At 30.8% G+C, this 24526-nt stretch carries 13 protein-coding genes and 1 pseudogene; 2 read left to right on the plus strand and 12 right to left on the minus strand.

The window, feature by feature from the left end:
* Nucleotides 1-58: 58 nt before the first annotated feature.
* From Q0958_RS11930 to Q0958_RS11945, 4 genes and pseudogenes are all read right to left on the minus strand, one after another.
* Nucleotides 59-565 (minus strand): annotated as a pseudogene (locus tag Q0958_RS11930) (DUF2400 domain-containing protein); the annotation flags it as partial.
* 3 nt (nucleotides 566-568) lie between these two features.
* Complete coding sequence (locus tag Q0958_RS11935; RefSeq protein WP_299123361.1) at nucleotides 569-1120, minus strand: CPBP family intramembrane glutamic endopeptidase; 552 nt, start codon at nucleotides 1118-1120, stop codon at nucleotides 569-571.
* A gap of 48 nt (nucleotides 1121-1168) precedes the next feature.
* Nucleotides 1169-1831, minus strand: coding sequence for an ABC transporter ATP-binding protein (locus Q0958_RS11940; RefSeq protein ID WP_299123363.1), 663 nt, complete (start codon nucleotides 1829-1831; stop codon nucleotides 1169-1171).
* Between the two features lie 90 nt (nucleotides 1832-1921).
* Nucleotides 1922-4414 (minus strand): DUF5916 domain-containing protein, encoded by a 2493-nt coding sequence (locus tag Q0958_RS11945; protein WP_299123365.1) that lies wholly within the window; start codon nucleotides 4412-4414, stop codon nucleotides 1922-1924.
* Between the two features lie 242 nt (nucleotides 4415-4656).
* Between Q0958_RS11945 and sucC the strand changes: the two genes are divergently transcribed.
* The gene (gene sucC, locus Q0958_RS11950) at nucleotides 4657-5853 is read left to right on the plus strand and encodes an ADP-forming succinate--CoA ligase subunit beta (RefSeq protein ID WP_150901211.1); all 1197 of its coding nucleotides are present in this window, start codon (nucleotides 4657-4659) and stop codon (nucleotides 5851-5853) included.
* Between the two features lie 94 nt (nucleotides 5854-5947).
* A complete protein-coding gene (locus Q0958_RS11955; RefSeq protein WP_299123367.1) occupies nucleotides 5948-6514 on the plus strand; it encodes a hypothetical protein in 567 nt (188 codons plus the stop codon).
* A 2-nt stretch (nucleotides 6515-6516) separates the two neighbouring features.
* Here Q0958_RS11955 and uvrB read toward each other — a convergent pair whose 3' ends face one another.
* The 8 genes from uvrB to Q0958_RS11995 form a co-directional block, all read right to left on the minus strand.
* Nucleotides 6517-8505, minus strand: a complete 1989-nt coding sequence (gene uvrB, locus Q0958_RS11960; RefSeq protein ID WP_299123369.1) for an excinuclease ABC subunit UvrB — start codon at nucleotides 8503-8505, stop codon at nucleotides 6517-6519.
* A 67-nt stretch (nucleotides 8506-8572) separates the two neighbouring features.
* Nucleotides 8573-11368 carry a T9SS type B sorting domain-containing protein gene (locus Q0958_RS11965; protein ID WP_299123371.1) on the minus strand — a complete coding sequence of 932 codons (2796 nt, stop codon included), beginning with the start codon at nucleotides 11366-11368 and terminating at the stop codon, nucleotides 8573-8575.
* Between the two features lie 135 nt (nucleotides 11369-11503).
* Complete coding sequence (locus Q0958_RS11970) at nucleotides 11504-15580, minus strand: choice-of-anchor L domain-containing protein (RefSeq protein WP_299123373.1); 4077 nt, start codon at nucleotides 15578-15580, stop codon at nucleotides 11504-11506.
* A 94-nt stretch (nucleotides 15581-15674) separates the two neighbouring features.
* Nucleotides 15675-20195, minus strand: coding sequence for a T9SS type B sorting domain-containing protein (locus Q0958_RS11975; protein WP_299123375.1), 4521 nt, complete (start codon nucleotides 20193-20195; stop codon nucleotides 15675-15677).
* A gap of 52 nt (nucleotides 20196-20247) precedes the next feature.
* On the minus strand, nucleotides 20248-21096 hold the full coding sequence (locus Q0958_RS11980; RefSeq protein ID WP_299123376.1) for an ABC transporter permease subunit: 849 nt from the start codon (nucleotides 21094-21096) through the stop codon (nucleotides 20248-20250).
* Between the two features lie 19 nt (nucleotides 21097-21115).
* A complete protein-coding gene (locus tag Q0958_RS11985; RefSeq protein ID WP_299123378.1) occupies nucleotides 21116-22012 on the minus strand; it encodes an ATP-binding cassette domain-containing protein in 897 nt (298 codons plus the stop codon).
* A gap of 127 nt (nucleotides 22013-22139) precedes the next feature.
* Nucleotides 22140-22838, minus strand: coding sequence for a response regulator transcription factor (locus Q0958_RS11990; RefSeq protein WP_150899269.1), 699 nt, complete (start codon nucleotides 22836-22838; stop codon nucleotides 22140-22142).
* Between the two features lie 12 nt (nucleotides 22839-22850).
* Nucleotides 22851-24416, minus strand: a complete 1566-nt coding sequence (locus Q0958_RS11995) for a HAMP domain-containing sensor histidine kinase (RefSeq protein ID WP_299123379.1) — start codon at nucleotides 24414-24416, stop codon at nucleotides 22851-22853.
* Nucleotides 24417-24526: the final 110 nt, after the last annotated feature.

The raw sequence follows: 24526 nt of genomic DNA on the forward strand, positions 1-24526 counted from the left end.
TGTAAATGTAATAGATTTGCAGATAACACAGATTTTTGTACTACCTTTTATAAACAAAGAACATATTAATTCTTTTTGAAGCTGAATTTTTTAGAGGATCAGAAACATGTTTGAGTGTTCTATCTAAATAAGGGATTTCAAAAAATATTTGCTTGAAATTATGAATGGCTAATTTATAATTATCATCTCCTTTAGTAGCTAAAACAGCTTCTAATCCATTGTGATTTTGATAGATGTTTTTTAAAGATTTGATGAAAAACTTAAAGTCTTCAGCATTAAAAGTACGGTGAACAAAGCCATCAAAATTTCCTAAGTCATCTTCGGTGTGATTCATGACAAAGTCGTAAGGAGAATTTCCTAGTAATTCAGTCATCCTTGAAGCATTTTTAATAATCATTTTACGATTTCCCCAAGCTATTGTAGCTGCTAAAAAACCAATGATTTCGATATCTTCTTTTAAGCTAAATCGATGTGGAATTTGAATAGGATCACTATCAATAAAGTCTAGATTATTATATTTTAAAACTTTTTCGTCTAAGAATTCTTTAAGTTCTGCTTTTGTCATTTTTTATATTGAATCTCCCGCAAAACTAATAAAAACAAAGAAAGCGTTGTAAGTAGCGTGCAAAAGAATACTCCAAATTAAACCAAAACGAACTCTAATAAAACCTAAATAGCCTCCTAAAATTATTTGAGGAGCTACCAAGATAGGAGCGAGGATAAGTACATTGTTTGTTATAGGAAAATTGCTTAAGTGAATTAAACCAAAAGCAACTGCAAACACATAAAAAGCTATTTTAAATACTTTATCTCCTCGAAATAAGGTTATGGGAGCCCTAAAAATTGATTCTTCTAACAAAGGTGCAGCAACCACAGCAAAGAGGAAAATTTGAACTTTAGACAAACTTTTCATTAGTTGTTCCATAGCATGATTGTTCATATCTACCCAACCTAAATGTTCTATTAGAACAAAAAGAGGTGATAAAGCTACTCCTGTTAATATACTTATAATAAGTATGTGTAAGAATTTTTTTAATCGATATGTACCATTCTGATTAGCATCTTTTTCTAATACAGGATTTTTTAGAAAAGCAATTAGTTCGTTAAATGTTTCTATCATGTTCTAGTTGATTTGCTAATATGTAGCTCCAAACATGAATTTGTTACATTAACTAATTATGATTCCGTCTTTCATGGTTAAAGTTCTGTCAGCCATTTGGGCTAATTCTTTATTGTGAGTAACTAATACAAACGTTTGTCCAAATTTATCTCTAAGTTCAAAGAAAAGTTCGTGTAATTTTTTAGCTGAATTCGAATCTAAATTACCAGAAGGTTCATCTGCAAAAATAACGGAAGGTTCGTTTATTAAAGCTCTAGCCACAGCAACTCTTTGTTGTTCTCCTCCTGATAGTTGACCAGGTTTGTGGTTTTCTCTATGTGATAATCCTAAAAACTCTAATAGTTCTTTGGCTCTTTTTTCAGTTGCTAATTTTGATTTACCTCCAATATATGCCGGTATGCATACATTTTCTAAGGCAGTAAACTCAGGAAGTAATTGATGTGATTGAAAAACAAAACCAATGTTTTTATTTCTAAAAGAAGATATTTGATTATCATTTAAATCTTTTATAGATACATTGTCAACTAAAAGCTCATAATCTTGTTCTTTTTGAGGTTTATCTAAAGTACCCAATATTTGAAGCAAGGTTGTTTTTCCAGCTCCAGAAGGACCAACAATAGCCACAATTTCTCCTTTTTTAATATGTAGGTTTACACCTTTTAAAATTTCAACATTACCATAATGTTTATGGATGTTTTTAGTAATAATCATAATTCTGAATTCAATGTAACGAAAGTATAAAAAAGAAATAAGATAAACTTTAAAGCTTATCTTATTTCAATCTATATATAATAAACCCTATTATAATATCTTTTTAAGGTTGTTGTAATCGATAAAATAAACCAATCGAACAGAGAATGTATGTCTGTTTGCTTCATCAAATAAACTATCTAGGTTATTAAAAAATGTTTGATTGGCCTTATCGTTAAAATTTGAAATAGAATTTCTGTAAAAAGCTATTAGTTGACTACCAGGAGCAAATTGCCAAACATAGTTAAGGTCTAAGTTCCAACTGTTAAAATTAACATCGTGATTATCAGAATAAGAATTGGCTTCTAATAAACCATTATTAGTATTTAGTTTATAGAATTGATCTTGATATGGAACTTTACTCCAATTATGACGGAATGTTAATGATAAAGAAGATTTGGTGCTAAAGCTATATTTCCCAGAAAGAGAATTGTTGTAAGAAGATTGGTCTCTTTGTCCAAAAATAATATCATCATTATCTAAAGTAGTTACATATCCTTGATCACTATTCGATTTGTTAAATCTAAATCCATAGATTAATGAGAACTGGTTGTTAAAACGATATCTTGGTGAAACTCTAAAGCCATATCCTTCTCTTGGGTTGTTTCTGAAAAAAGTATAGTACCAGCTATAGTCAATAGCAAACTTTTTTCGGTAATCTGTAGATCCCCAATGGTTAATATTTAATCTTTGAGGCCTATTAAAAAAAATACCACTTTGTGTTCCTTGTCTTGGCTCGAAAAAGTCTTTTGATTCGGTACCGAAATTTAAATTTCCTCCAAAACCAAAACGACTTTTTGTTTGTGATGAAAAAGATAAACCTGCATTGGTACCAGTATAAGTGCCTGGAGTATGTAAAAAGTTTACATTGTAATAAAGGTTTATTCTATAACTATTAAAAATTCCTTTTGGTTTTAATAATCGATATCCCACAAAACCATAGATTCTTTGTCTGTTATTTCTAAATAAAATACCTAAATCATTAGGATTGTAATCTTTGTTTTCAAAATTATAACCAATTTCTCCTCTCCAATTTCCAGATTGTTTTCCAATACTTGTATCAAATGAATATCCTGTATTAGGGTTATTTACATCATCAGTGATGTTTGTCATTTTAAATGAACCATCTATGTTATAGTTACTACCTTTATCTTCTACATGCCATAATAATCCAGTAGCATTAGCATCTCTAAATCGACCATCACGAGTAACATTGGTGTTAATTAATGTTACTGAAGAATTTTGGTTGAACTGTTGGTCGAATACAATAATGTTATAGTTTGTTAATGGACTTGTAACTGTTTTGTAGCTACTAACATTTTTGATAATTTCTGTTCCATTAATTATTTGTTCTGTTTTAGTAATTGTAGCTTCAGTTTTATCTGTTATAGCATTGAAAAAACCAATTCCTAACCCTTTTTTAGTTCTTCCTGATATTTTTATGGCATTTAACATTTTTACATCAGGGTAATCTGTAATTTCTTCATTTATTTTTCTACCGTTGGTAAAATCTTCATCGTCAATTAAATTTCTTTCTCCAGAAAATTGATCTATAGGATTTCCACCAATTCTTCTTGAATAAAATAATCGTCCTTTCGTAAATAACTCTGTTCCTTCAGTAAAAAATTGACGTTGTTCACTAAACTGTTGTTCAAATGGCCCTAGGTTTAACGTAACATTATCAAAAGCAGTTTGACCAAAATCTGGAATTAAAGTAGCGTCTAATGTAAAGTTTTCTGTAATTCCATATTTAACATCCATTCCCACACTCCAATCAAAATCTGTATCTCCATCAAATGAAGTTACTGTAGTTGAAGCATACGGATAAAAACTCAATCGAGTAGGAGGTTTTATATCTTTAAAGTTTTCGACTAAACCATCATATTGAGTCCAGTTTCCTTGTGTATTGTCTATATGATTCCAAGTATAACGGGCATTTAGGTTTTTTACATCTCTATGAAAATTAAATCCCCAAGATTGTACAGGTCTATTAGCAAAACGCAATGCTCTATATGGTATTTTCATTTCTACAGACCAATTATCTTCATTTATTTTTATGGCGCTATCCCAAACAGCATTCCAGTTAAAGTCTTCATTATTGGTAGAAACTTTAGAATCGGCTTGTACTCCAGATGCTGTAACCACAAACATATTAGGGTTTTGCCCATCGTCATTTGGGTTAATTAACATCATAAAAAAATCTGAGTTCCCAATTCGATCTCTATTGTTAAACTCTGCTGGGATTTTAGAAGGGTCAGGAGCATACATTACAGCGCTAACATAAATAGCTTCATCATCATATACTAATTTAACTTCAGTTTTATGTGTGTTTGGTTCAGCTTCTCCATTATTAGGACGCATCATCACAAAATCTTTAGCAATAGGAGTATTATTCCATGCATTGTCGTCTAAAATACCATCTATTTTAGGAGGAGAATCAACACGTGTAGCATTAATTTTTTTTCTGTTTTTGTTGATTTCTTGTGCATTTATCCCATTAGAAATAAAAAGAATAGCGCTTATTAATGTAGCGATTTTATACATAGTTGATTGATAGAGTAATAAGGATTAGCTAAATTATTTATGATTTCACGAACCAAATCATAAAATCATGTTAATTAGAGTAAAGACATGTTAAAAAACTTAACGTTACATTCTAAACGTTAAAGATATGTGAAAGTGTAATTCTAAGAATATCATATGAAATACTACAAATTAAAGGGCAAAATGTAATGAAATATCATTTGAATTTGTATTTTTGTTCGACTTTTAAAAATTCATATCTAATGAACTTACACGAATATCAAGGTAAAGAAATATTAAGCAGTTTTGGCGTTCGTATTCAACGCGGGATTGTTGCAAATACACCAGAAGAAGCTGTTGAAGCAGCAAAAAAATTAACTGAAGAAACTGGAACTGGTTGGCACGTAATTAAAGCACAAGTACACGCAGGTGGTCGTGGAAAAGGTGGTGGAGTTAAGTTAGCTAAAAACTTAGATGAGGTAAAAAGTATTTCTAATGATATTTTAGGAATGATGTTAATTACTCCTCAAACTTCAGCGGAAGGTAAATTAGTAAACCAAGTTTTAATTGCTGAGGATGTTTATTATCCTGGTGATAGCGAACCGAATGAATTTTATATGTCGGTTTTATTAAACCGTGCTACTGGTAGAAACATGATTATGTATTCTACAGAAGGTGGTATGGATATTGAAACTGTAGCAGAAGAAACTCCTCATTTAATTTTTACTGAAGAGATTGACCCTGCAACTGGATTAATGCCTTTCCAAGCTCGTAAAATTGCTTTTAACTTAGGTTTAAGTGGTGCAGCTTTAAAAGAAATGGTAAAGTTTGTTACAGCTTTATATACAGCTTATATTAAATCTGATTCAGCAATGTTTGAAATTAACCCAGTGTTAAAAACATCTGATGATAAGATTATGGCTGTAGATGCTAAAGTAACTTTAGATGAAAATGCTTTATATCGTCATAAAGATTATGCAGCAATGCGTGATATTCGTGAGGAAAACCCAATTGAAGTTGAAGCTAAAGCTGCAGGTTTAAACTATGTAGATTTAGATGGAAACGTTGGATGTATGGTAAACGGAGCTGGTTTAGCAATGGGAACTATGGATTTAATTAAGCAAGCAGGTGGTGATCCAGCAAACTTCTTAGATGTTGGTGGTACTGCAGATGCTCAACGTGTTGAAACTGCTTTTGGAATTATTTTAAAAGATCCAAACGTAAAAGCTATCTTAGTAAATATCTTTGGAGGAATCGTTCGTTGTGATCGTGTTGCTCAAGGTGTTGTAGATGCTTATAAGAATATGGGAGACAAAATTAATGTGCCTATTATTTGCCGTTTACAAGGAACAAATGCAAAAGAAGCAAAAGAATTAATTGATAATAGCGGAATGGAAATTATCTCAGCTACTGAGTTCCAAGAAGCAGCTGATAAAGTTCAAGAAGTTTTAGGAGCTTAAAATTAATTTCTTAGTTATATATTGAAAACCTCACAAAAAGTGAGGTTTTTTTGTTTTATTTTGGTAGAGATTTAATGAAAACAGATTTATAAAAATGAGAAAGCTACTATTGATGTTACTATTATTCCCTTTGCAATTAATATCGCAAGAGGTATCTAATTCTGAGTTATTTTGGAATAGTTTAAAAAGTCATTGTGGAAAAGCATATGAAGGAGAAATAGTTGAAGGAGGAAAAGAAGGTGATGGTTTTACTGGAGAAAAATTAGTAATACATTTTCGTGTTTGCGAAAATAATACAATAAGAATCCCTTTTTTTGTTGGGAATAATAAATCACGTACTTGGGTTTTTAAATTAAATAAAGATAGATTCATTAGTTTAAAACATGACCATAGACATAAAGATGGATCTGAAGATAAAATTACTCAATATGGAGGTACTAATCCTAATAAAGGATTAGCTCATATCCAGTTTTTCCCTGCTGACCAGCATACATCAGATTTAATACCTTATGCTTCTACCAATGTTTGGTGGGTAACGATAGATAGAACAAGTTTTACTTATAATTTACGTAGAGTAGGTGTTGGTAGGTTCTTCTCTGTAAAATTTGATTTAACAAAAGAGATAGATGTACCAAGTGCACCTTGGGGAAGCAAAGATTAAAGTTATAAATTTTCTTTTAAAACTTTAATTTCATCACGTAATTGAGCAGCGACCATAAAATCTAATGCTTTGGCTGCTTCTTCCATTTGTTTACGTTTTGCACGTATACGTTTTTCTATTTCTTCTTTAGGTAAAAATTCTAAATCTTGCTCAGCTGCTTTTTGAGTAGCATTATCGTAATGATAAGAAGTAACAGTATCTTTCGATAATGTATCGTCAATTTTCTTGTTTATTTGTGTTGGAGTAATCCCGTTAGCTGTATTGTAATTAATTTGTTTCTCTCTTCTTCGATTTGTTTCATCAATAGTGCGTTGCATACTATTAGTAATTTTATCAGCATACATTATGGCCACTCCATTTACGTTACGAGCTGCTCTTCCTATAGTTTGTGTAAGTGATCTGTGCGAACGTAAAAAACCTTCTTTATCTGCATCTAAAATGGCTACTAAAGAAACTTCAGGTAAGTCTAAACCTTCACGTAATAAATTAACTCCAATAAGGACGTCAAATAAACCTTTACGTAAGTCTTGCATTATTTGAACACGCTCTAAAGTATCTACATCTGAATGAATATAGCGACAACGAACTTGTATTCTAGTTAGATATTTTGCCAACTCTTCTGCCATTCGTTTGGTTAAAGTTGTAACCAATGTTCGTTCGTCTTTTTCTACGCGAGTTTGAATTTCTTCAATTAAATCATCAATTTGATTCAAACTAGGACGGATTTCAATTACTGGGTCTAGCAATCCTGTAGGTCGGATTACTTGTTCTACAAAGACACCTTCTGTTTTTTCTAATTCATAATCAGCAGGAGTTGCAGATACGTAAATTACTTGGTTTTGAAGTAATTCAAATTCGTCAAACTTCAATGGTCGATTGTCCATAGCGGCTGGTAATCTAAAACCATATTCTACTAAATTTTCTTTTCTGCTTCTATCTCCACCATACATGGCATGTGTTTGTGGAATGGTAACATGGCTTTCATCTATTACCATTAAATAATCATCTGGGAAATAATCAAGTAAGCAGAAAGGACGTGTTCCTGGATCTCTTCCATCTAAATAACGTGAATAATTTTCTATTCCAGAGCAATAACCTAATTCGCGAATCATTTCTAAGTCGAATTCAGTTCTTTCTTGAAGTCTTTTAGCTTCTAGATGTTTGCCTATTTCTTTAAAATAATCCACTTGCTTTACCATGTCTTCTTGAATTTTATGGATAGCATTTTGTAGTATATCAGGTGATGTTACAAATAGATTGGCAGGGTATATTGTTAGTTCATCTAGTTTATCTACTACTTGATTTGTTTCTATATCAAAAGTTTCAATTTCTTCAATTTCATCTCCAAAAAAGTGAACTCGATAACCACTATCTCCATAGGATGGATAAATAGTAACTACGTCTCCTTTTACCTTAAATGTCCCACTTTTAATTTCAACTTCTGTACGAGCATATAAACTGGTAACCAAAAGATGTAAGAACTTTGTTCTTGATATTTGTTGATCTACCTTAATTGGTATTACATTTTTCTTGAATTCATTTGGATTTCCAATACCATATAAACAAGATACAGAAGCTACGACTAATACATCTCTACGGCCAGATAATAGGGAAGAAGAGGTGCTAATTCGTAAACGCTCTATTTCGTCATTGATAGATAAATCTTTTTCAATATAAGTTCCCGTAACTGGAATATAAGCTTCTGGCTGATAGTAATCATAATATGAAACAAAATACTCTACAGCATTGTTTGGAAAAAACTGTTTGAACTCAGAATATAATTGAGCTGCTAAAGTTTTGTTATGAGCCAAAACTAGAGTAGGTCTATTTACCTCTGAAATTACATTTGCAACGGAGAAGGTTTTACCAGAGCCAGTAACACCTAAAAGAGTTTGGTACTTTTCATCTGATTCAATTCCGTTTACAAGTTGTTTAATGGCTGAAGGTTGGTCTCCTGTAGGCTTAAATTCTGAGTGTAGTTCAAAGTTCATACAACAAAAATACGTATAGTTTTATTGAAATACTATTTGTTTTATGTTATAGTCAACTACAGAAAATTTATTTCCGTAATAAGGCAAAGTGACTCTTTTTAATCCGAATTTTACCGTATTTATCAACTAAAGTAGCATGATACCAATAATCAGTTGAAGGAACTTGTTTACCATTATAAATACCTCCCCAACCTATATGGTTTTTGTTAGGTATTACAGCAATTCTTTTTCCATAACGATCATAAATATTAACTGATACAGATTGGAAAAAGTCATTATCAACGCCTAATATTTTCCAAGTATCATAAATACCATCTTGGTTTGGTGTACAATGTTTTTGAAAAAAAATTATTGGTATTTCATCAGAATTTGTAATTCCACATCCGTTTTTATCTCTTATACTTATAGTGTATATACCTATAGCTAAATTTGAGAAAGTATACGTTAAATTCTCAATACCAGTATTGTAGTTGTTAGAGTTGTTTAAAGCATATTCATAATCGCCATCTCCTTCAACTGTTATTGTTATACTATTATCATTTAAAGTATCATCAATAGGGGTAATATTTACAATTAGTGCTTTACTAGATGTTGTAACAGTAAAAGTATTGTATCCAGAGCACGGAGCTTCAGTTAATGAATTATTTGTAAAAGCTTCCACTTTATAGGTTCCTGCATCTGAAGCTTTATATATTGAATTTGTAGCATTTGGAATTAGTTCTCCATTTCTGTACCATTGATAAGTATCTAAAGCATTACCCGTTGAAGCATTCAAATCTACTGTAGCTACAATAGCATTTTCTTTAGGAACGTTAATACATAAAAGAATAGGGGTAGAGCTTCCTCTAGGAATAGGTAATGCTTCTATAAATATTTTGAAACTAGTAATAGTAAAACAAGAAGATGCAGAATTGGGAGTTATTCTTACATAAATATCGGAATTATTAGTAAATAAGTGATTTTCATAAGGAGGAATTAATACATTAATATTATTATTTGCATCATCTAATCTTCTATAAAAATTAATAGTATGAGTATTAAGAGAAACAGCAGGATTTAGTGAAGTGATTTCCCCTATTTTTTTTGAAAAATCATAATATCCATTTCCAGAGCCTTGACTATTTGTCGCATTTTGATTGTTTGCATTGAGATCTGTTTCACATACATATACATCTGCTAAATTAGTAGTTGAATTAGCGTTTATAACCCTTAGGGTTAATGAGCCTGTAGTAAAGCAATTATTATTGTTAGAAGAATTAAAACTAACTCGTACAACTATTGTTTCTGGATTAGTAGTGTTGATATAATTGGTTTTTGGTAGTGGGTTTAAGAAGTTAACATCAGTTTGATTAAAAAAATCTACAGTTACATTAGTAGCGTTATTAGTTAGTTCAGCTTCTTTAGTGGTTAAATCAAAAGTAGTTCTTTGATCAGAAGGATTTGAATCATTATCACATTGTTCAAAATCGGGGATGTTAACAATTGTTGGTTGTGATACAAATTCAATATCTGCATCAGCAGTTAAAGTTGTATTACAGGCATCATTTAATTCAATGGTGAGTTCATATATTCCAGGACCAAAATTAACATTATTTGTTGTTAATATAGCGTTTGTTCCAATAACGTTTCCATCTTTAACCCAAGTATATGTTGCTCCTGGTTCTATTCTACCTGCTTTTAAATCATAATCTCTTCCTGAGCAAAAAAACTGTTTTTCATTACTAATTACTAAGTCGTTAGCTGCATTTAGAATCGTAGTAGGTAAAAAATAGGATTGGATAAATGGAGGAAGTCCTTGTGATGATTCTCTACCGTTAAGACTCACTCCATTATGAACATAATTTATTGAGTTTTTCGGATTTTCTGGAGAATTAATAACTCCCAAAAAGTTTTGCCTATTTACCGCATGATAAATTTTACCATTTGGACCAATTTGTAAAGCTCCTCTAGAACCTTGATAGGTAAAAAAAGGAGCTCCTCTAGAATTGTTAATAGTATTAATATCCGAAGTAGATGTGTCAAATTGATAAAGATTAGCTGTTCCTCCATTTGAAGAAATACCTGTAGCTATATATAATTTATTTCCTGTTATTGAAAACTCAACCCCATATCCATCATTAAAGTCTAAATTTAGGCGTCTCCCATTGGTGATTATTCCTGTATTAGTATCTAAATCATATATATAAGAGCCAGATTCGGCTGCAGCCATTGCTAGTTTAGTGCCATCTGGTGATGCTTTTAAGTAACCTCTACTAAACATTGCTCCTAAAGTGTTTATAAGACTAGATTGAACTGGTGTTGTATTAACACCAGCAGTAGTAACTTCATATGCATAAAAATTCGTTGTATCTGCTGTGATTACCCAAATAGCATCACAGCTTTTACCAATCACAGCTGTTATTTTTTCGGTTGCTGTACTAACTAAAGGAATATTTTTGGTAGTAATATCTCCATTACCACCATTCAAGTTCATATCTACTATTGAGTAATTAACCCCATGCATATTATTTTCTTGTGCATCGACTGTAAAGAGATAATAAATATTATTAATTGTTGGATTTGGAACTATCAAAGCAGACTGTGTACTGGAGCTATTCCCTAAAAGATTAGTCCCATTAGGCATTACATTGTGATTTCTATCCCAAACTGTAGTACCATCTGAATAGAATAATAGGTTTCCATTCGTATCAGAAATAGTAGAACAACCTTCAAAAGTATTTAATTGACCATTTACAAGCGCAATTGGGTTGCCCGCACTAAAATCTATTCCAGCATTTCTACCGAAATACCAAATATTAGCTTCATTTTGTGCAGATGTTATTAGAGAGGTAAGCAGGAAAAAAGTGATAATTACTTTCTTCATCTTAATAATTTGTAGCTAAATACAAATTTACTCAAAAAAGAAGTTTTATAGTACAGGTTTTTTCCTTAACTATCTTATTTTTAGTGTTTTTGGTAAAAAAAAGACCTGTTAGTAATAACAGGTCTTTTTAATAATTTATTTTCTTAAAACAGAGAAGTGTCCTTGATGTTGATACATTTTCCCTTTTCTATCTACGAGCTGAATTTTAAACCAATAATCGCTAGAAGGAAGTTGTTTACCATTATAAGTTCCATCCCATCCTTGGCTGTCTATTGGTATGATAGCTACAATTTTACCATATCTATCTACAACAGTAATATTACTAGAAGGGTAGAAGCTTGAATCGGCTCCTTTAATTTTCCAAGTATCATTTTTACCATCACCGTTAGGAGTGATAAATTTAGGGTATTCGATAACAGATACTTTTAATTGAGCATCAGGTTTACAACCATTTTTGTCTCTTACAATAACATTATAAAAACCACCATAGATATTATTGAATAAAGGATCATCTTGGAATCCTGTCATGTTGTTATCTTCATCAACAATAGCAAATTCATAATCACCAATACCTAAATTTTTATTATCTGTAATTATTTTAATCGAATAGTTATCAAGACCATTGTTATTAGTATCATCAACAATAACTATATCATCATCGTTTAAAGTAGGGTTAATAGATTCATTTACTACTATTTCTCTACTTCTAGTACATCCAGTTCCATCTTGCATTGTTGCTTTTACTACATAAGTTCCTCCTTTTAATACATCTAAAAAGGCGTCTTTACTAAGTACTTTAGGGTCTCCTTTTAAAGTCCATTCGTAGCTATAAGTAGCATTAGGGTTAATAGGTTCTAATCTTGTTTGAGGATTGTTTAAACATACAATCACAGGAGTGTCTACAGTAAAAGCAGGAAGAGGGTTGATAACAATATTGAAATTCAAATCATCGTGTACACAAGAAGTTTTAGTATTAACAACTCTTACATATATGGTTTGATTGTTAGCTGTGTTTTCATACTTATTCTCATCTAAAGGATTACTTCCAGATTGAGCGTCAGCTAAACTACTATGAAATGTCACTTTATAATTCCCATGCTCTGTTGTAGGGTAGTTAGCTAAAATTTGAGGAATTTTATTTTTAAGTGTAATGTCTCCATTAATACCATTAGTATCATCATTACTAGCATCTGATTGATTATCACAATCAATATAATTAGTAATATTCAAAGGGATATTAGGTTCAGGCATTACTACTAATTGTAATGTAGCGATTCCGTATCTACAACCTGTTGTTTTATTAAGTAAACTAACATGTATAATTTCTGTAGCTGGATCGTCACTTAATAAATTAGCAGGAAAATTAGTAGTAGCAGGATCATTTGAATAATTAGTTTTCGATAAAGGTAATACTCCATCGATAGCATTTTGTAATGTTCTATGATACGAAACTTCAAATAAATTAGGGTCTCTACCATTTAAGATATCAGCATCTCTTTGAGATAAATCAATGTTTTGAGCTAACCTATTTCTAGGGTCACCATCACTAGGAGTAGCTACATCACAAACTTCCAAGTTAGGAATAGCATTAGCTATTGTAGGAAGAGGATTGATAATGATATCGAAAGTTACGTGGTCATTAAAACAACCAGTAGTATTATTTACAACTCTAACATAGATTGTTTCTTTATCTTTAGTTTGGTTGGTATAATTTGTATCGTTAGGGATAGGATTGTTCCCTGTATTAGCATCTGCAGCACTTGTATGGAAAGTAACAGTAAAGCCAGTTGTTTGAGTTGGTCCTAAAATAGTATTAACTCTATCTCTTAAGTTGATATTGACATTTGTACCATCAATAATAGAGCCGCTATTAAAATCGTCACAAAGTACAAAATTTAAAGGTTTGTTAGCAACAGGAGGTTGTTGTGCCCAAATAGTAAAGCTACCAATTCCAGTACAATCATTATTAACCGTATTAATAATTTTAATGTATAAAGGTTGTGGAGTTTGAGCAGGAACATTTTTGTTTCTGTAGTTTGTAAGATTAGGAATAGCATTTAAAACAGCATCTCTATCAGCAATAGTTTCAAAAATCAAAACATCTAAGCTAGGACGTATTGCAGCAGGGAATAAAGCTTTCACATCGTTAACAACAGAACTGATATTAAACGTAGCAATTCCATCAGTATCATCATTATTAGCATTATCATTTCCATTTGCATCTAAAAAGTCATCACAAGTTTCAAAAGGAGTGTTGTAAGCAACATCAGCAGAGAAACCAACTACAATTTCTATTCTAGAAATACGATAACAATTCTTATTAGAAATTGTTCTTACCCAAATAACATCACCATTGGAAACAGGATGTGCAGTAGTGTTTGTTATTTCAGCAGTATTGTTAATGGCATCATTTTGAGTAGGGTAGTACTTAAATGTTTCATTCGCATGGTTCGCAGAAATATTCATTTGTGATAATGTAAGGTTGATGTTAGTGTTTAAATCAGCATCTGTATCACATTGCCTAACAATTATAGGATTATTTACTACAGGTAATGGATTCACAACTAAATTGAAAGATTTAGAGGTATCATTACAAGCAGGGTTATTTTTATTTTCTACTCTAACGTAAATTATTTGAGAGTTAGCTATAACATTCCTGTATGGAATATTTTTATCAATTACGTCTGTGTTTTTATCTGTATTGGCTCCAGCTAAAGTAGTATGATAAGAAACTTCATAAGTTGCAGTAGGAAGCGTACCTAAAATTTCATTGTCTTTAGAGTTTAACAAGAAATTATTAAAGAAACCATCTGTGTCACCACCATTGGCAGTATCATCACATTCTTCGTAATTAACTGGAGTTTGTGGAATAGGTACACCAAATATTTGTGATTTAAATGAAGAATCGACAAAACAATTAGTTGCAGTTTTATTTCTAATTCTTACATATATGGTATCATCCGCTGTATTGTTCACATGAGTAGTAGGGGCAGTAATTTGAGTGGTGTATGCTGCATCTGAGAAAAATAATACTTCAAAAGTTGCATTACTTTGACCTGCTAAAATTTCATTTGTTTTAGCTGTTAAATCTATATTAGTTGTTAAATTATTACTACATGTAGCAAGTGGTGTAATAGCAGTATTGTTTACAGGTGCATCAGAGAAATTTAAAGTTACATCATCTTCATCATTACAAGTACCTGTGGTAATTTTACAAGTATATTTACCATTACCTAAGTTAGCTAAATAATCTTTATTAGTTGCACCAGGAATTATCACATCGTCTTTATACCATTGATAGGTATCTGCTGTAATATTTGAAGATAATAATTTTTCTGTACCACAAACAGAGGTGTTTGTTGCAGATAAAAAATCTGTTCCTAAATTTAAACCTAGATTAAAACTTCCTTTTTCTAAAAATACAGCAGAATCAAGTCTACTATCTCTATTATCAGCTATAACTAATTTTATATGGTATTTAACATTAGGTTTTACTTTACCTTTAGCTGTTAAAATAGTTGTTCTTCCATCAAAATTGGTGTCTCCCAAATTATTACCAGCAAAATATGTTGGGTTTGCTGCTGCACAGCCTGTAGCTCCACTAATAGGTCCATGTACATTGGTAACACTAACAGGGGTCGTAGTACCTGGTAATACAGCTAGATTCGTATAAGCAGTTGTACCTGATTCTCTTAATAAGAAAGCAAATCCATCGGCATAACTACAAGGGTAATTATTTTGATATTCTTCAGATGCCATTATATAACGAAAACTTATTTCATCAGCTTTTGGAACAAAATCAAATTCAATAACACTTGCATCAAGTAAATTAGGTTCTCCTAAAGAAGCGCTTAAATCTGGATCATTATTACCTGTAGTTCCAGAATCTAAACTAAATGAACCAGTTTCTCCTATTGAAAAAGCCTTACCTGTAGAGATAACAATTCCTTCTTTAAAAGGAAAACCACTTCCAGGTTTACTTTTAAAGTATCCATAACTTTTATTTTGTCTATCTGTTGCAGCACCAAAAACAGATGAAGTTATGTTTGTAACTGTTGCACATGTGTTGTTTATTAAAACCTTTTCTATAAGGTCTTTAGGTGTGTAAACTGCTTCTGCTTGAGCAGCAGTGTTTACGTCTATTGTTTGCGCTTTTAGGGAAAAAGAAGCAATAAATAATAAAATAATACTTAGAGGTAGTTTTGACTTCATATTTTAAAAAAAAGTATGTAACAAATAAAACAATTAATAATCAGTTTTCCCTACTTTTAATAGAATAAAAAAAGAGAAAACTGAACTAATAAAATTATTTTCTTAGGATAGAGAAGTGTCCTTGATGTTGATGCATTTTTCCTTTTCTATCTACGAGTTGAATTTTAAACCAATAATCGCTAGAAGGAAGTTGTTTACCATTATAAGTTCCATCCCATCCTTGGCTATCTATTGGTATGATAGCTACAATTTTACCATATCTATCTACAACAGTAATATTACTAGAAGGGTAGAAGCTTGAATCAGCTCCTTTAATTTTCCAAGTATCATTTTTACCATCACCGTTAGGAGTGATAAATTTAGGGTATTCGATAACAGATACTTTTAATTGAGCATCAGGTTTACAACCGTTTTTATCTCTTACAATAACGTTGTAAAAACCACCATAGATATTTTTGAATAAAGGTTCGTCTTGAAAACTTGTCATGTTGTTATCTTCATCAACAATAGCGAATTCATAATCACCAATACCTAAATTTTTATTGTCTGTAATTATTTTAATCGAATAGTTATCAAGACCATTATTATTAGTATCATCAACAATAACTATATCATCATCGTTTAAAGTAGGATTAATAGATTCATTTACTACTATTTCTCTACTTCTAGTACATCCAGTTCCATCTTGCATTGTTGCTTTTACTACATAAGTTCCTCCTTTTAACACATCTAAAAAGGCATCTTTACTAAGTACTTTAGGATCTCCTTTTAAAGTCCATTCGTAGCTATAAGTAGCATTAGGGTTAATAGATTCTAATCTTGTTTGAGGATTGTTTAAACATACAATCACAGGGGTGTCTACAGTAAAAGCAGGAAGAGGGTTGATAACAATATTGAAATTCAAATCATCGTGTACACAAGAAGTTTTAGTATTAACAACTCTTACATATATGGTTTGATTGTTAGCTGTGTTTTCATACTTATTCTCATCTAAAGGATTACTTCCAGATTGAGCGTCAGCTAAACTACTATGAAATGTCACTTTATAATTCCCATGCTCTGTTGTAGGGTAGTTAGCTAAAATTTGAGGAATTTTATTTTTAAGTGTAATGTCTCCATTAATACCATTAGTATCATCATTACTAGCATCTGATTGATTATCACAATCAATATAATTAGTAATATTCAAAGGGATATTAGGTTCAGGCATTATGGCTAGTTGTAGTGTAGCGATTCCATATCTACACCCCGTAGTTTTGTTTAATAAACTAACATGTATAATTTCTGTAGCTGGATCGTCACTTAATAAATTAGCAGGGAAATTAGTAGTAGTAGGATCATTTGAATAATTAGTTTTCGATAAAGGTAATACTCCATCAATAGCATTTTGTAATGTTCTATGGTACGAAACTTCAAATAAATTAGGATCTCTACCATTTAATATATCTGCGTCTCTTTGAGATAAATCAATGTTTTGAGCTAATCTATTTCTAGGGTCACCATCACTAGGAGTAGCTACATCGCAAACTTCCAAGTTAGGAATAGCATTGGCTATTGTAGGAAGAGGGTTAATGATAATATCGAAAGTTATGTGGTCATTAAAACAACTAGTAGTATTATTTAGAACTCTAACATAGATTGTTTCTTTATCTTTAGTTTGATTGGTATAATTTGTATCATTAGGAATAGGGTTGTTCCCTGTATTAGCATCAGCTGCACTTGTATGGAAAGTAACAGTAAAGCCAGTTGTTTGAGTTGGACCTAAAATAGTATTAACTCTATCTCTTAAATTGATATTGATATTTATACCATCAATAATAGAGCCGCTATTAAAATCGTCACAAAACTCAAAATTTAAAGGTTTGTTGGCAACAGGAGGTTGTTGTGCCCAAATAGTAAAGCTACCAATTCCAGTACAATCATTATTAACCGTATTAATAATTTTAATGTATAAAGGTTGTGGAGTTTGAGCAGGAACATTTTTGTTTCTGTAGTTTGTAAGATTAGGAATAGCATTTAAAACAGCATCTCTATCAGCAATAGTTTCAAAAATCAAAACATCTAAACTAGGACGTATTGCAGCAGGGAATAAAGCTTTCACATCGTTAACAACAGAACTGATATTAAACGTAGCAATTCCATCAGTATCGTCATTATTAGCATTATCATTTCCATCCGCATCTAAAAAGTCATCACAAGTTTCAAAAGGAGTGTTGTAAGCAACATCAGCAGAGAAACCAACTACAATTTCTATTCTAGAAATACGATAACAATTCTTATTAGAAATTGTTCTTACCCAAATAACATCACCATTGGAAACAGGATGCGCAGTAGTGTTTGTAATTTCAGCAGTATTGTTAATGGCATCATTTTGAGTAGGGTAGTACTTAAATGTTTCATTCGCATGGTTAGCAGAAATATTTATTTGTGATAATGTAAGGTTGATGTTCGTGTTTAAATCAGCATCTGTATCACATTGTCTTATAATTACTGGGTCATTAACTATAACAGGTAATGAGTTAACGACTAAATTGAAAGTTTTAGAAGTATCATTACAAACTGGGTTATTTTTATTTTCTACTCTAACGTAAATTGTTTGAGAGTTAGCTGTAACATTCCTGTATGGAGTATTTTTATCAATTACGTCTGTGTTTTTATCTGTATTGGCTCCAGTTAAAGAAGTATGATAAGAAACCTCATAAAGACTTGTAGGAAGCGTACCTAAAATTTCATTGTCTTTAGAGTTTAACAAGAAATTATTAAAGAAACCATCTGTGTCACCACCATTGGCAGTATCATCACATTCTTCATAATCAACTGGAGTTTGCGGATTAGGGTTTCCTGTAACTACTAATTGAAAAGATTTAATATCAAAACAAGCATCAGGAGCTACTATATTATGCATTCTAGCATAAATGGTTTGATTACTAAATGCTGTTGGATTTGTGTAAGGGTTAGCTATGGCATTACTATTAGAATTTGCATCAGCTTGAGATAAGAAGTATTTTACTTCATAAACGGTGTTATTTTGACCATTTAAAACTTGTGGAGTAACTGTAGCCTGTAAATCAAAAGTATTAAATCCATCGTTATCTGTATCGCAATAGAAAATATCATTCGGCTTAGTTGCTGATGTAGGTTGGTAAACTTCCAGTTTAAAAACTCCTTCTAAAGTGGTTGCATTTCCGCAATTGTCTGTTAAACTAACATTTAACCTATAATCACCAGCATTAGCTAGGGTTAAATTAGGTAGTGTTAGGTTACTAGTTGTGGCTATTGGAGTAGTTCCATTATTAAAGTACCATTTATAATCAATAGTAGATCCTGCTTGAGGAGTTATGCTTTCAGGTGTAACGGTTAATGATTCTCCAATACAGCTTTGTTCGGTTGTATTATTAAGTATTTTTCCAGTTGAGTTATCTGTTATTTTTATAGGTAATAATAAAGAAGAAAGAAAAGGAGGTAAACCTTGACTAGCCCTAGCTCCCCCTAATGAAACTGACAAGTGAGAATAGTCACAAGCAGCTCCTAATTCTTCAGGCTTATTTATAACACTTATTCTATTATTTTGATCACTTGTCCAATAAATTTTACTATCAGGTCCTAATTGTAAAGCTCCTCTAGAGTTAAAGTACGTATGAACAATAAATCTAGAGTTATTAACTTCATTCATAGTTGGTTTTGTTACATCAAACTGAAATAAGTTTTCAGTAGCGCCGCCAAATTCACCAGTTGAAACATACATTCTTCTACTTGAAGTAGAAAACTCTACGCCATAAGCACTTTCAGAATTTGTTCTTATTAGTTGAGGAGTTGTTTGGTTGTTGTAATTTGTAACTCTTCCTGTTTTATCATCAAAATAAAACAAGTAGGCTCCACTAGTCATATTAGCTAAAGCTAATTTAGTTCCATCGGGAGACACTTTTAAATAACCTCTAGGATCATTTATTGTTAAACCATTAATAGTAGAAATAACAGGATTAGCTTTATCTACTCCGTTTTCATCAACTTTATATGCAAAGAAAGTGTTACCGGTAGCAAAAGAAATAACCCAAAAAGTATTACATTCATCTCCTCTTACAGCTGTTACTTTTTCACTCCATCTGTTTTTTAAAACTGGAGTATGCAATACCACTGGACCTTCAACTATATCTCCAAAGCTACCATCTTTGGTCATATCAATAGTGTAATACCAAAAACCTTTTTCACCAGCTGGACCTAATTGAGCACCTACAGTGAAAAGATAATAAATATCCTTTTTTTTAGGTGCTGGTACAGTTAAAGCAGATTGTGAACTTGATGAATCTCCTTTTAATGTTTGCCCACCACTCGTAACGTCTGAAAAAGGCATTGGAACATTATCTCGATTCCAAATGGTTAAATTTCTTGCATTGGGACTAGGAGCACCAACATAAAATAATAATTCTCCATTAGCATTTGAAAAAGAAGAACAACCTTCAGTAGTATCTAACTGACTGTTACTTACTGGTACAGGTGCTCCAGAATTGAAATCTAGAGCAGCATTGTTACCAAAATACCAAAAATTTGCTTCTTTTTGAGAATAAGTTGATATTGAAATTAATAAAAAGAGTAGAAGTAGTGGAGTTTTTTTCATTATTTCAAGTAATTTTCTGCTAATATAGAACAACGAAACTACTTAAAACCTATTATAAATCTCGTTTTTTTAACAAAAAATATGAAGCATATATAAAAATAGTGGTCCAAACTAATACAATAAATATATTTAGTAAGCCTACAGAATAATCCTTTGTAAAATTTTCACCTATTTGATTAGCTACAGATTTTACAGCTCCTAATCTAGTAAAAGGCTCTTTAATTAAATTAGCCATTGCTTCTAAAGGGAAAAATTGCATGATTGATTCTACCGCTTCGTTAGTACCTGTTTTTAAATCTTTAAAACTCCAATATAAATAGCCTTTAAAAATACTTTCAATAATTAGCCATACAATCATTGCAGCTACTGCAAATGCTGACCTTTTGATTAAAATCCCTAAAAACAAACCAAATGAAAAGAATCCAACTAGTTTAATGAAGAAAGCAGCTAAATAACTAAGGTCAGAAAAAATAATTGATAACTCATTAAAATCTGAATATATAGCACCTAAAATTAATGAAACAACAAAAACAAAAAGTGTTGAAACAGCAGCAAAAACAATAACTGTGTAAAATTTAGAAAGTATAAATTCTTTTTTACTTAATCCATCAATTAAGTTTTGTTTTAATGTTTTATAACTGTATTCGTTGGCCATCATAGAAACTATTACAAGCAATAAAAAGAACTTGAAAATAGCAGCCATATAAGTGTTAAAGTGCCATATATATGGGAAATTGAATATACCTTGCTCTGCTAAATGGAATTTTATAGGACCAATATCAAATTTTATAGCTGCAATTAGTGCTATAGAAGTTAAAAGTCCAAAATATATAATTGAAAGAACCTTACTGGCTCTATTGTGTTTTAATTTATGAAATTCTATATATAAAAGTCGTAACATAGTTTGTTGTGTAGTAGGGTTAGTTATTGTTTGTTAAGTCTAAGAATTGCTGTTCTAAGCTAGGTTTTCTTTTTACTAAATGTGATAACGTTATGTTATTTTCAAAAAGAAATTTATTAATATCAGAAGAAGATAATTCATTATTTAATAAAGCAATGATATGACCATTTTCTTCTTTAATATTACCTATTGCTGGGTGCTTCTTTAAGGAATTAATTAAAGACTCGTTGTTTTCTGAGTTTAATTCGAAAAAACCATTTGAGGTAGTCATTTCATCAACTCTACCACTGTATAGCTTTACCCCGTTTCTTATAATTAAAACATGAGAACATACTTTTTCAACTTCATCAAGTAGGTGAGAGGCTAAAAGTATTGTAGTTCCATTTTTAGCAATCTTTTTTATAATCTGACGAATTTCATGAATTCCTTGTGGGTCTAATCCGTTTGTAGGTTCATCGAGAATTAAAATTTCAGGGTCATTTAATAAGGCAGAAGCGATAGCTAATCGTTGTTTCATACCTAAAGAATAGGTTTTAAACTTACTATCTTTCCTGTCAAAAAGATTTACAACTTTTAGTTTTTCTTCAATTTTGTCATGAGAAACACCTTTTATTTTACAAATTAATTGTAAGTTTTGAACAGCCGACATATATGGGTAAAAGTTAGGGCGTTCAATAATAGCTCCAACTTTTTTTAAAGCTTCATGTGTTGATAAATTACCATCAAACCAACTGAACTCTCCTGAAGTTCTATTTACTACATTTAAAATGATGCCTAGAGTTGTTGATTTACCACTTCCGTTAGGACCTAAAATACCGTAAACGTTTCCTTTTTTAATGTCAAAAGAAAGGTTATTAACGGCATGGACTTTTCCATATTTTTTATCAAGGTTTTTTATAGATAAAATTGTTTCCAAATTTGTTTGAGTTTGTTGATTATATGTATTTGACGATTAATCAGAATTATTGTTACAATTTATAAAAAAGAAAAGACTTCCTAATTTTGTTAGGAAGTCTTTTCTCATTTGTTTTCTTTGATGTTTTTTATGACTTGTCTATTAGTCTGAATCCTTCACCATGGATATTTAAAATTTCAACGTTCTCGTCGTTTTTTAAATACTTTCTAAGCTTAGCAATATAAACGTCCATACTACGAGAAGTAAAGTAATTATCGTCTCTCCATATTTTAGTTAACGCTAATTCACGAGGCATTAAGTCGTTTTTATGAATTGCAAGCATTCTTAAAAGTTTACTTTCTTTTGGAGATAATTTTTGTGTTTCTCCACCATTAAAAGTTAAATGACGTAATTTAGAATTAAAATCAAATCCACCTATTTTAAATTCAAACTCATCAGTTTCGTTTGATTTTTCATTTTCTTTTCGTTGTAAAATAGCTTTGATTTTATGTAATAAAACCTCAGAATCGAAAGGTTTATTTAAATAATCATCAGCTCCAACTTGGTAACCTCTTAAAACATCTTCTTTTAATGTTTTAGCTGTTAAGAAAATTATTGGGATTTCTTTGTTCGTTGTTCTAATGTCTTGAGCTAATGAAAATCCATCTTTTCGAGGCATCATTACATCTAAAATACATAAGTCATATTCTGCATTTTTAAACATAATTAATCCATCTATACCATCTTTAGCATGTGTAACATTATAGTCGTTTAATGCCAGGTAATCTTTAAGGACAGTTCCAAAATTTGGATCATCTTCTACTAATAGTATTTTTTTACTCCCCATCTTATTTTAAATTTATATTAATGGTAATTTAACCGTAAACAAGCTTCCTTTGCCTTTTTCACTTTCAACGTGTATACTTCCTTGGTGATTATCTATAATCTCTTTTACATAGGCTAATCCTAAACCATGGCCTTTTACGTTGTGAATATTTCCTTTATGCTCTCTATAAAATTTATCGAAAACATATTTTTGAGCATTTCTACTCATTCCTATACCTTTATCTTTTATCTTAAAGATAAAGTATTTATTTGTACTTTCAGTATATACATCAATTTTAGGTGCTCCATCAGAGTACTTTAAAGCATTTTCAAGCATATTAACTACCACATTTGTTAAGTGAAATTGATTACCTAATATTTCTGTTGAAATAGCTTTAAAATGTGTTGTTATACTTCCTTTTTTATCGTTTATTAATAACTGAATGTGTTCTATAGCTTCTTCAATAATGTCGTGTACATCAATAGCATCCTTACTAATTTCTATTTGATTTTTTTCTAATCTTGAAATTCGTAAAACATTTTCAACTTGCCCGTGCATACGTTTGTTTTCGTCACGAATCATTTGAACATATCGTTTCACTTTATCTTGGTCTGATATGATTTTTGGGTTTTTAATAGCATCTAAAGCTAGGTTTATAGTAGCTATAGGTGTTTTAAACTCATGTGTCATATTATTTATGAAATCTGTTTTGATTTCAGATATTTTTTTCTGACGAATTAGTTGATACAAGGAAGCAGAAAAAGCTGCAATAATTATACCAATAAACAATAACGATAAACCTAAAATTTTTACCATCCCAGAAAGTAAGTTCTTACGTTCGTTAGGAAATCTTATGTATAATTTATATTTACTATTTCCATTATCATCTTCAAATAGTGGATAACTGGTATCGTTAGGTTTAATATTAAAATAACCAGATTTTAATTGCGTTGCAAATCCATCTTCATACACACAATATTTAAAATCTTGGGTTATATTCATTCTTGCTAATTCCCGTTTTATAGTTTCGTTTAGCTGTTTGTTGCTAATTCGTTGGTTAATAGGATATATTCTTTTACTCTCTCTAAATACATGTTCTAATTGTTGTTTATTCCAATTATCATAAAGTTTAAAAGTAGAAAATTGACTTTCATTATTAGAACTTCTAAAATCTTTGTTTTCAGATTTTATGATTTGAGAAAAATAAATATCTTCTTTACCTGTGTAACGCTTTACAACAATAGAGTCGTTATTAACAAAATCTCCAGGTATTTTAAAGTTTTCTTCTAAAATAGTACTACCAAAAGAGAATTTTTTCTTGTTGGTTGTGTCTATCTGTTGAAATAAGAAAGTCTTTATTTCCGCATCTGTTCTAAATTTATTATTCTCAAAAAAATCTTTACTATTTTGAACAAATTCTGTGTACTCTCTATCTTTTATACTTTCTGAAGTACCAGCTAAAGCAATAATTACATTATTGTTAAATTGTTGTTGTTTGTTTCTAATGGCATCTTTAATCCAATATACTTGAACAGAGATTATTCCTATTAATGAAATACTCATTAAAACAACAATAAGCATGAAAATTTTCTTACCCATTATTCAAAAATAAATCAATAAAGTGAAGGGATGTTTTCTTTTAACTTAGATTAACAAAGTTAGTGTAAAATTAAGATAATTTTAAGAAAAAGCATTAATTAAACGTAAAT

Source organism: uncultured Tenacibaculum sp. (genome assembly GCF_947499065.1).
Lineage (GTDB): Bacteria > Bacteroidota > Bacteroidia > Flavobacteriales > Flavobacteriaceae > Polaribacter.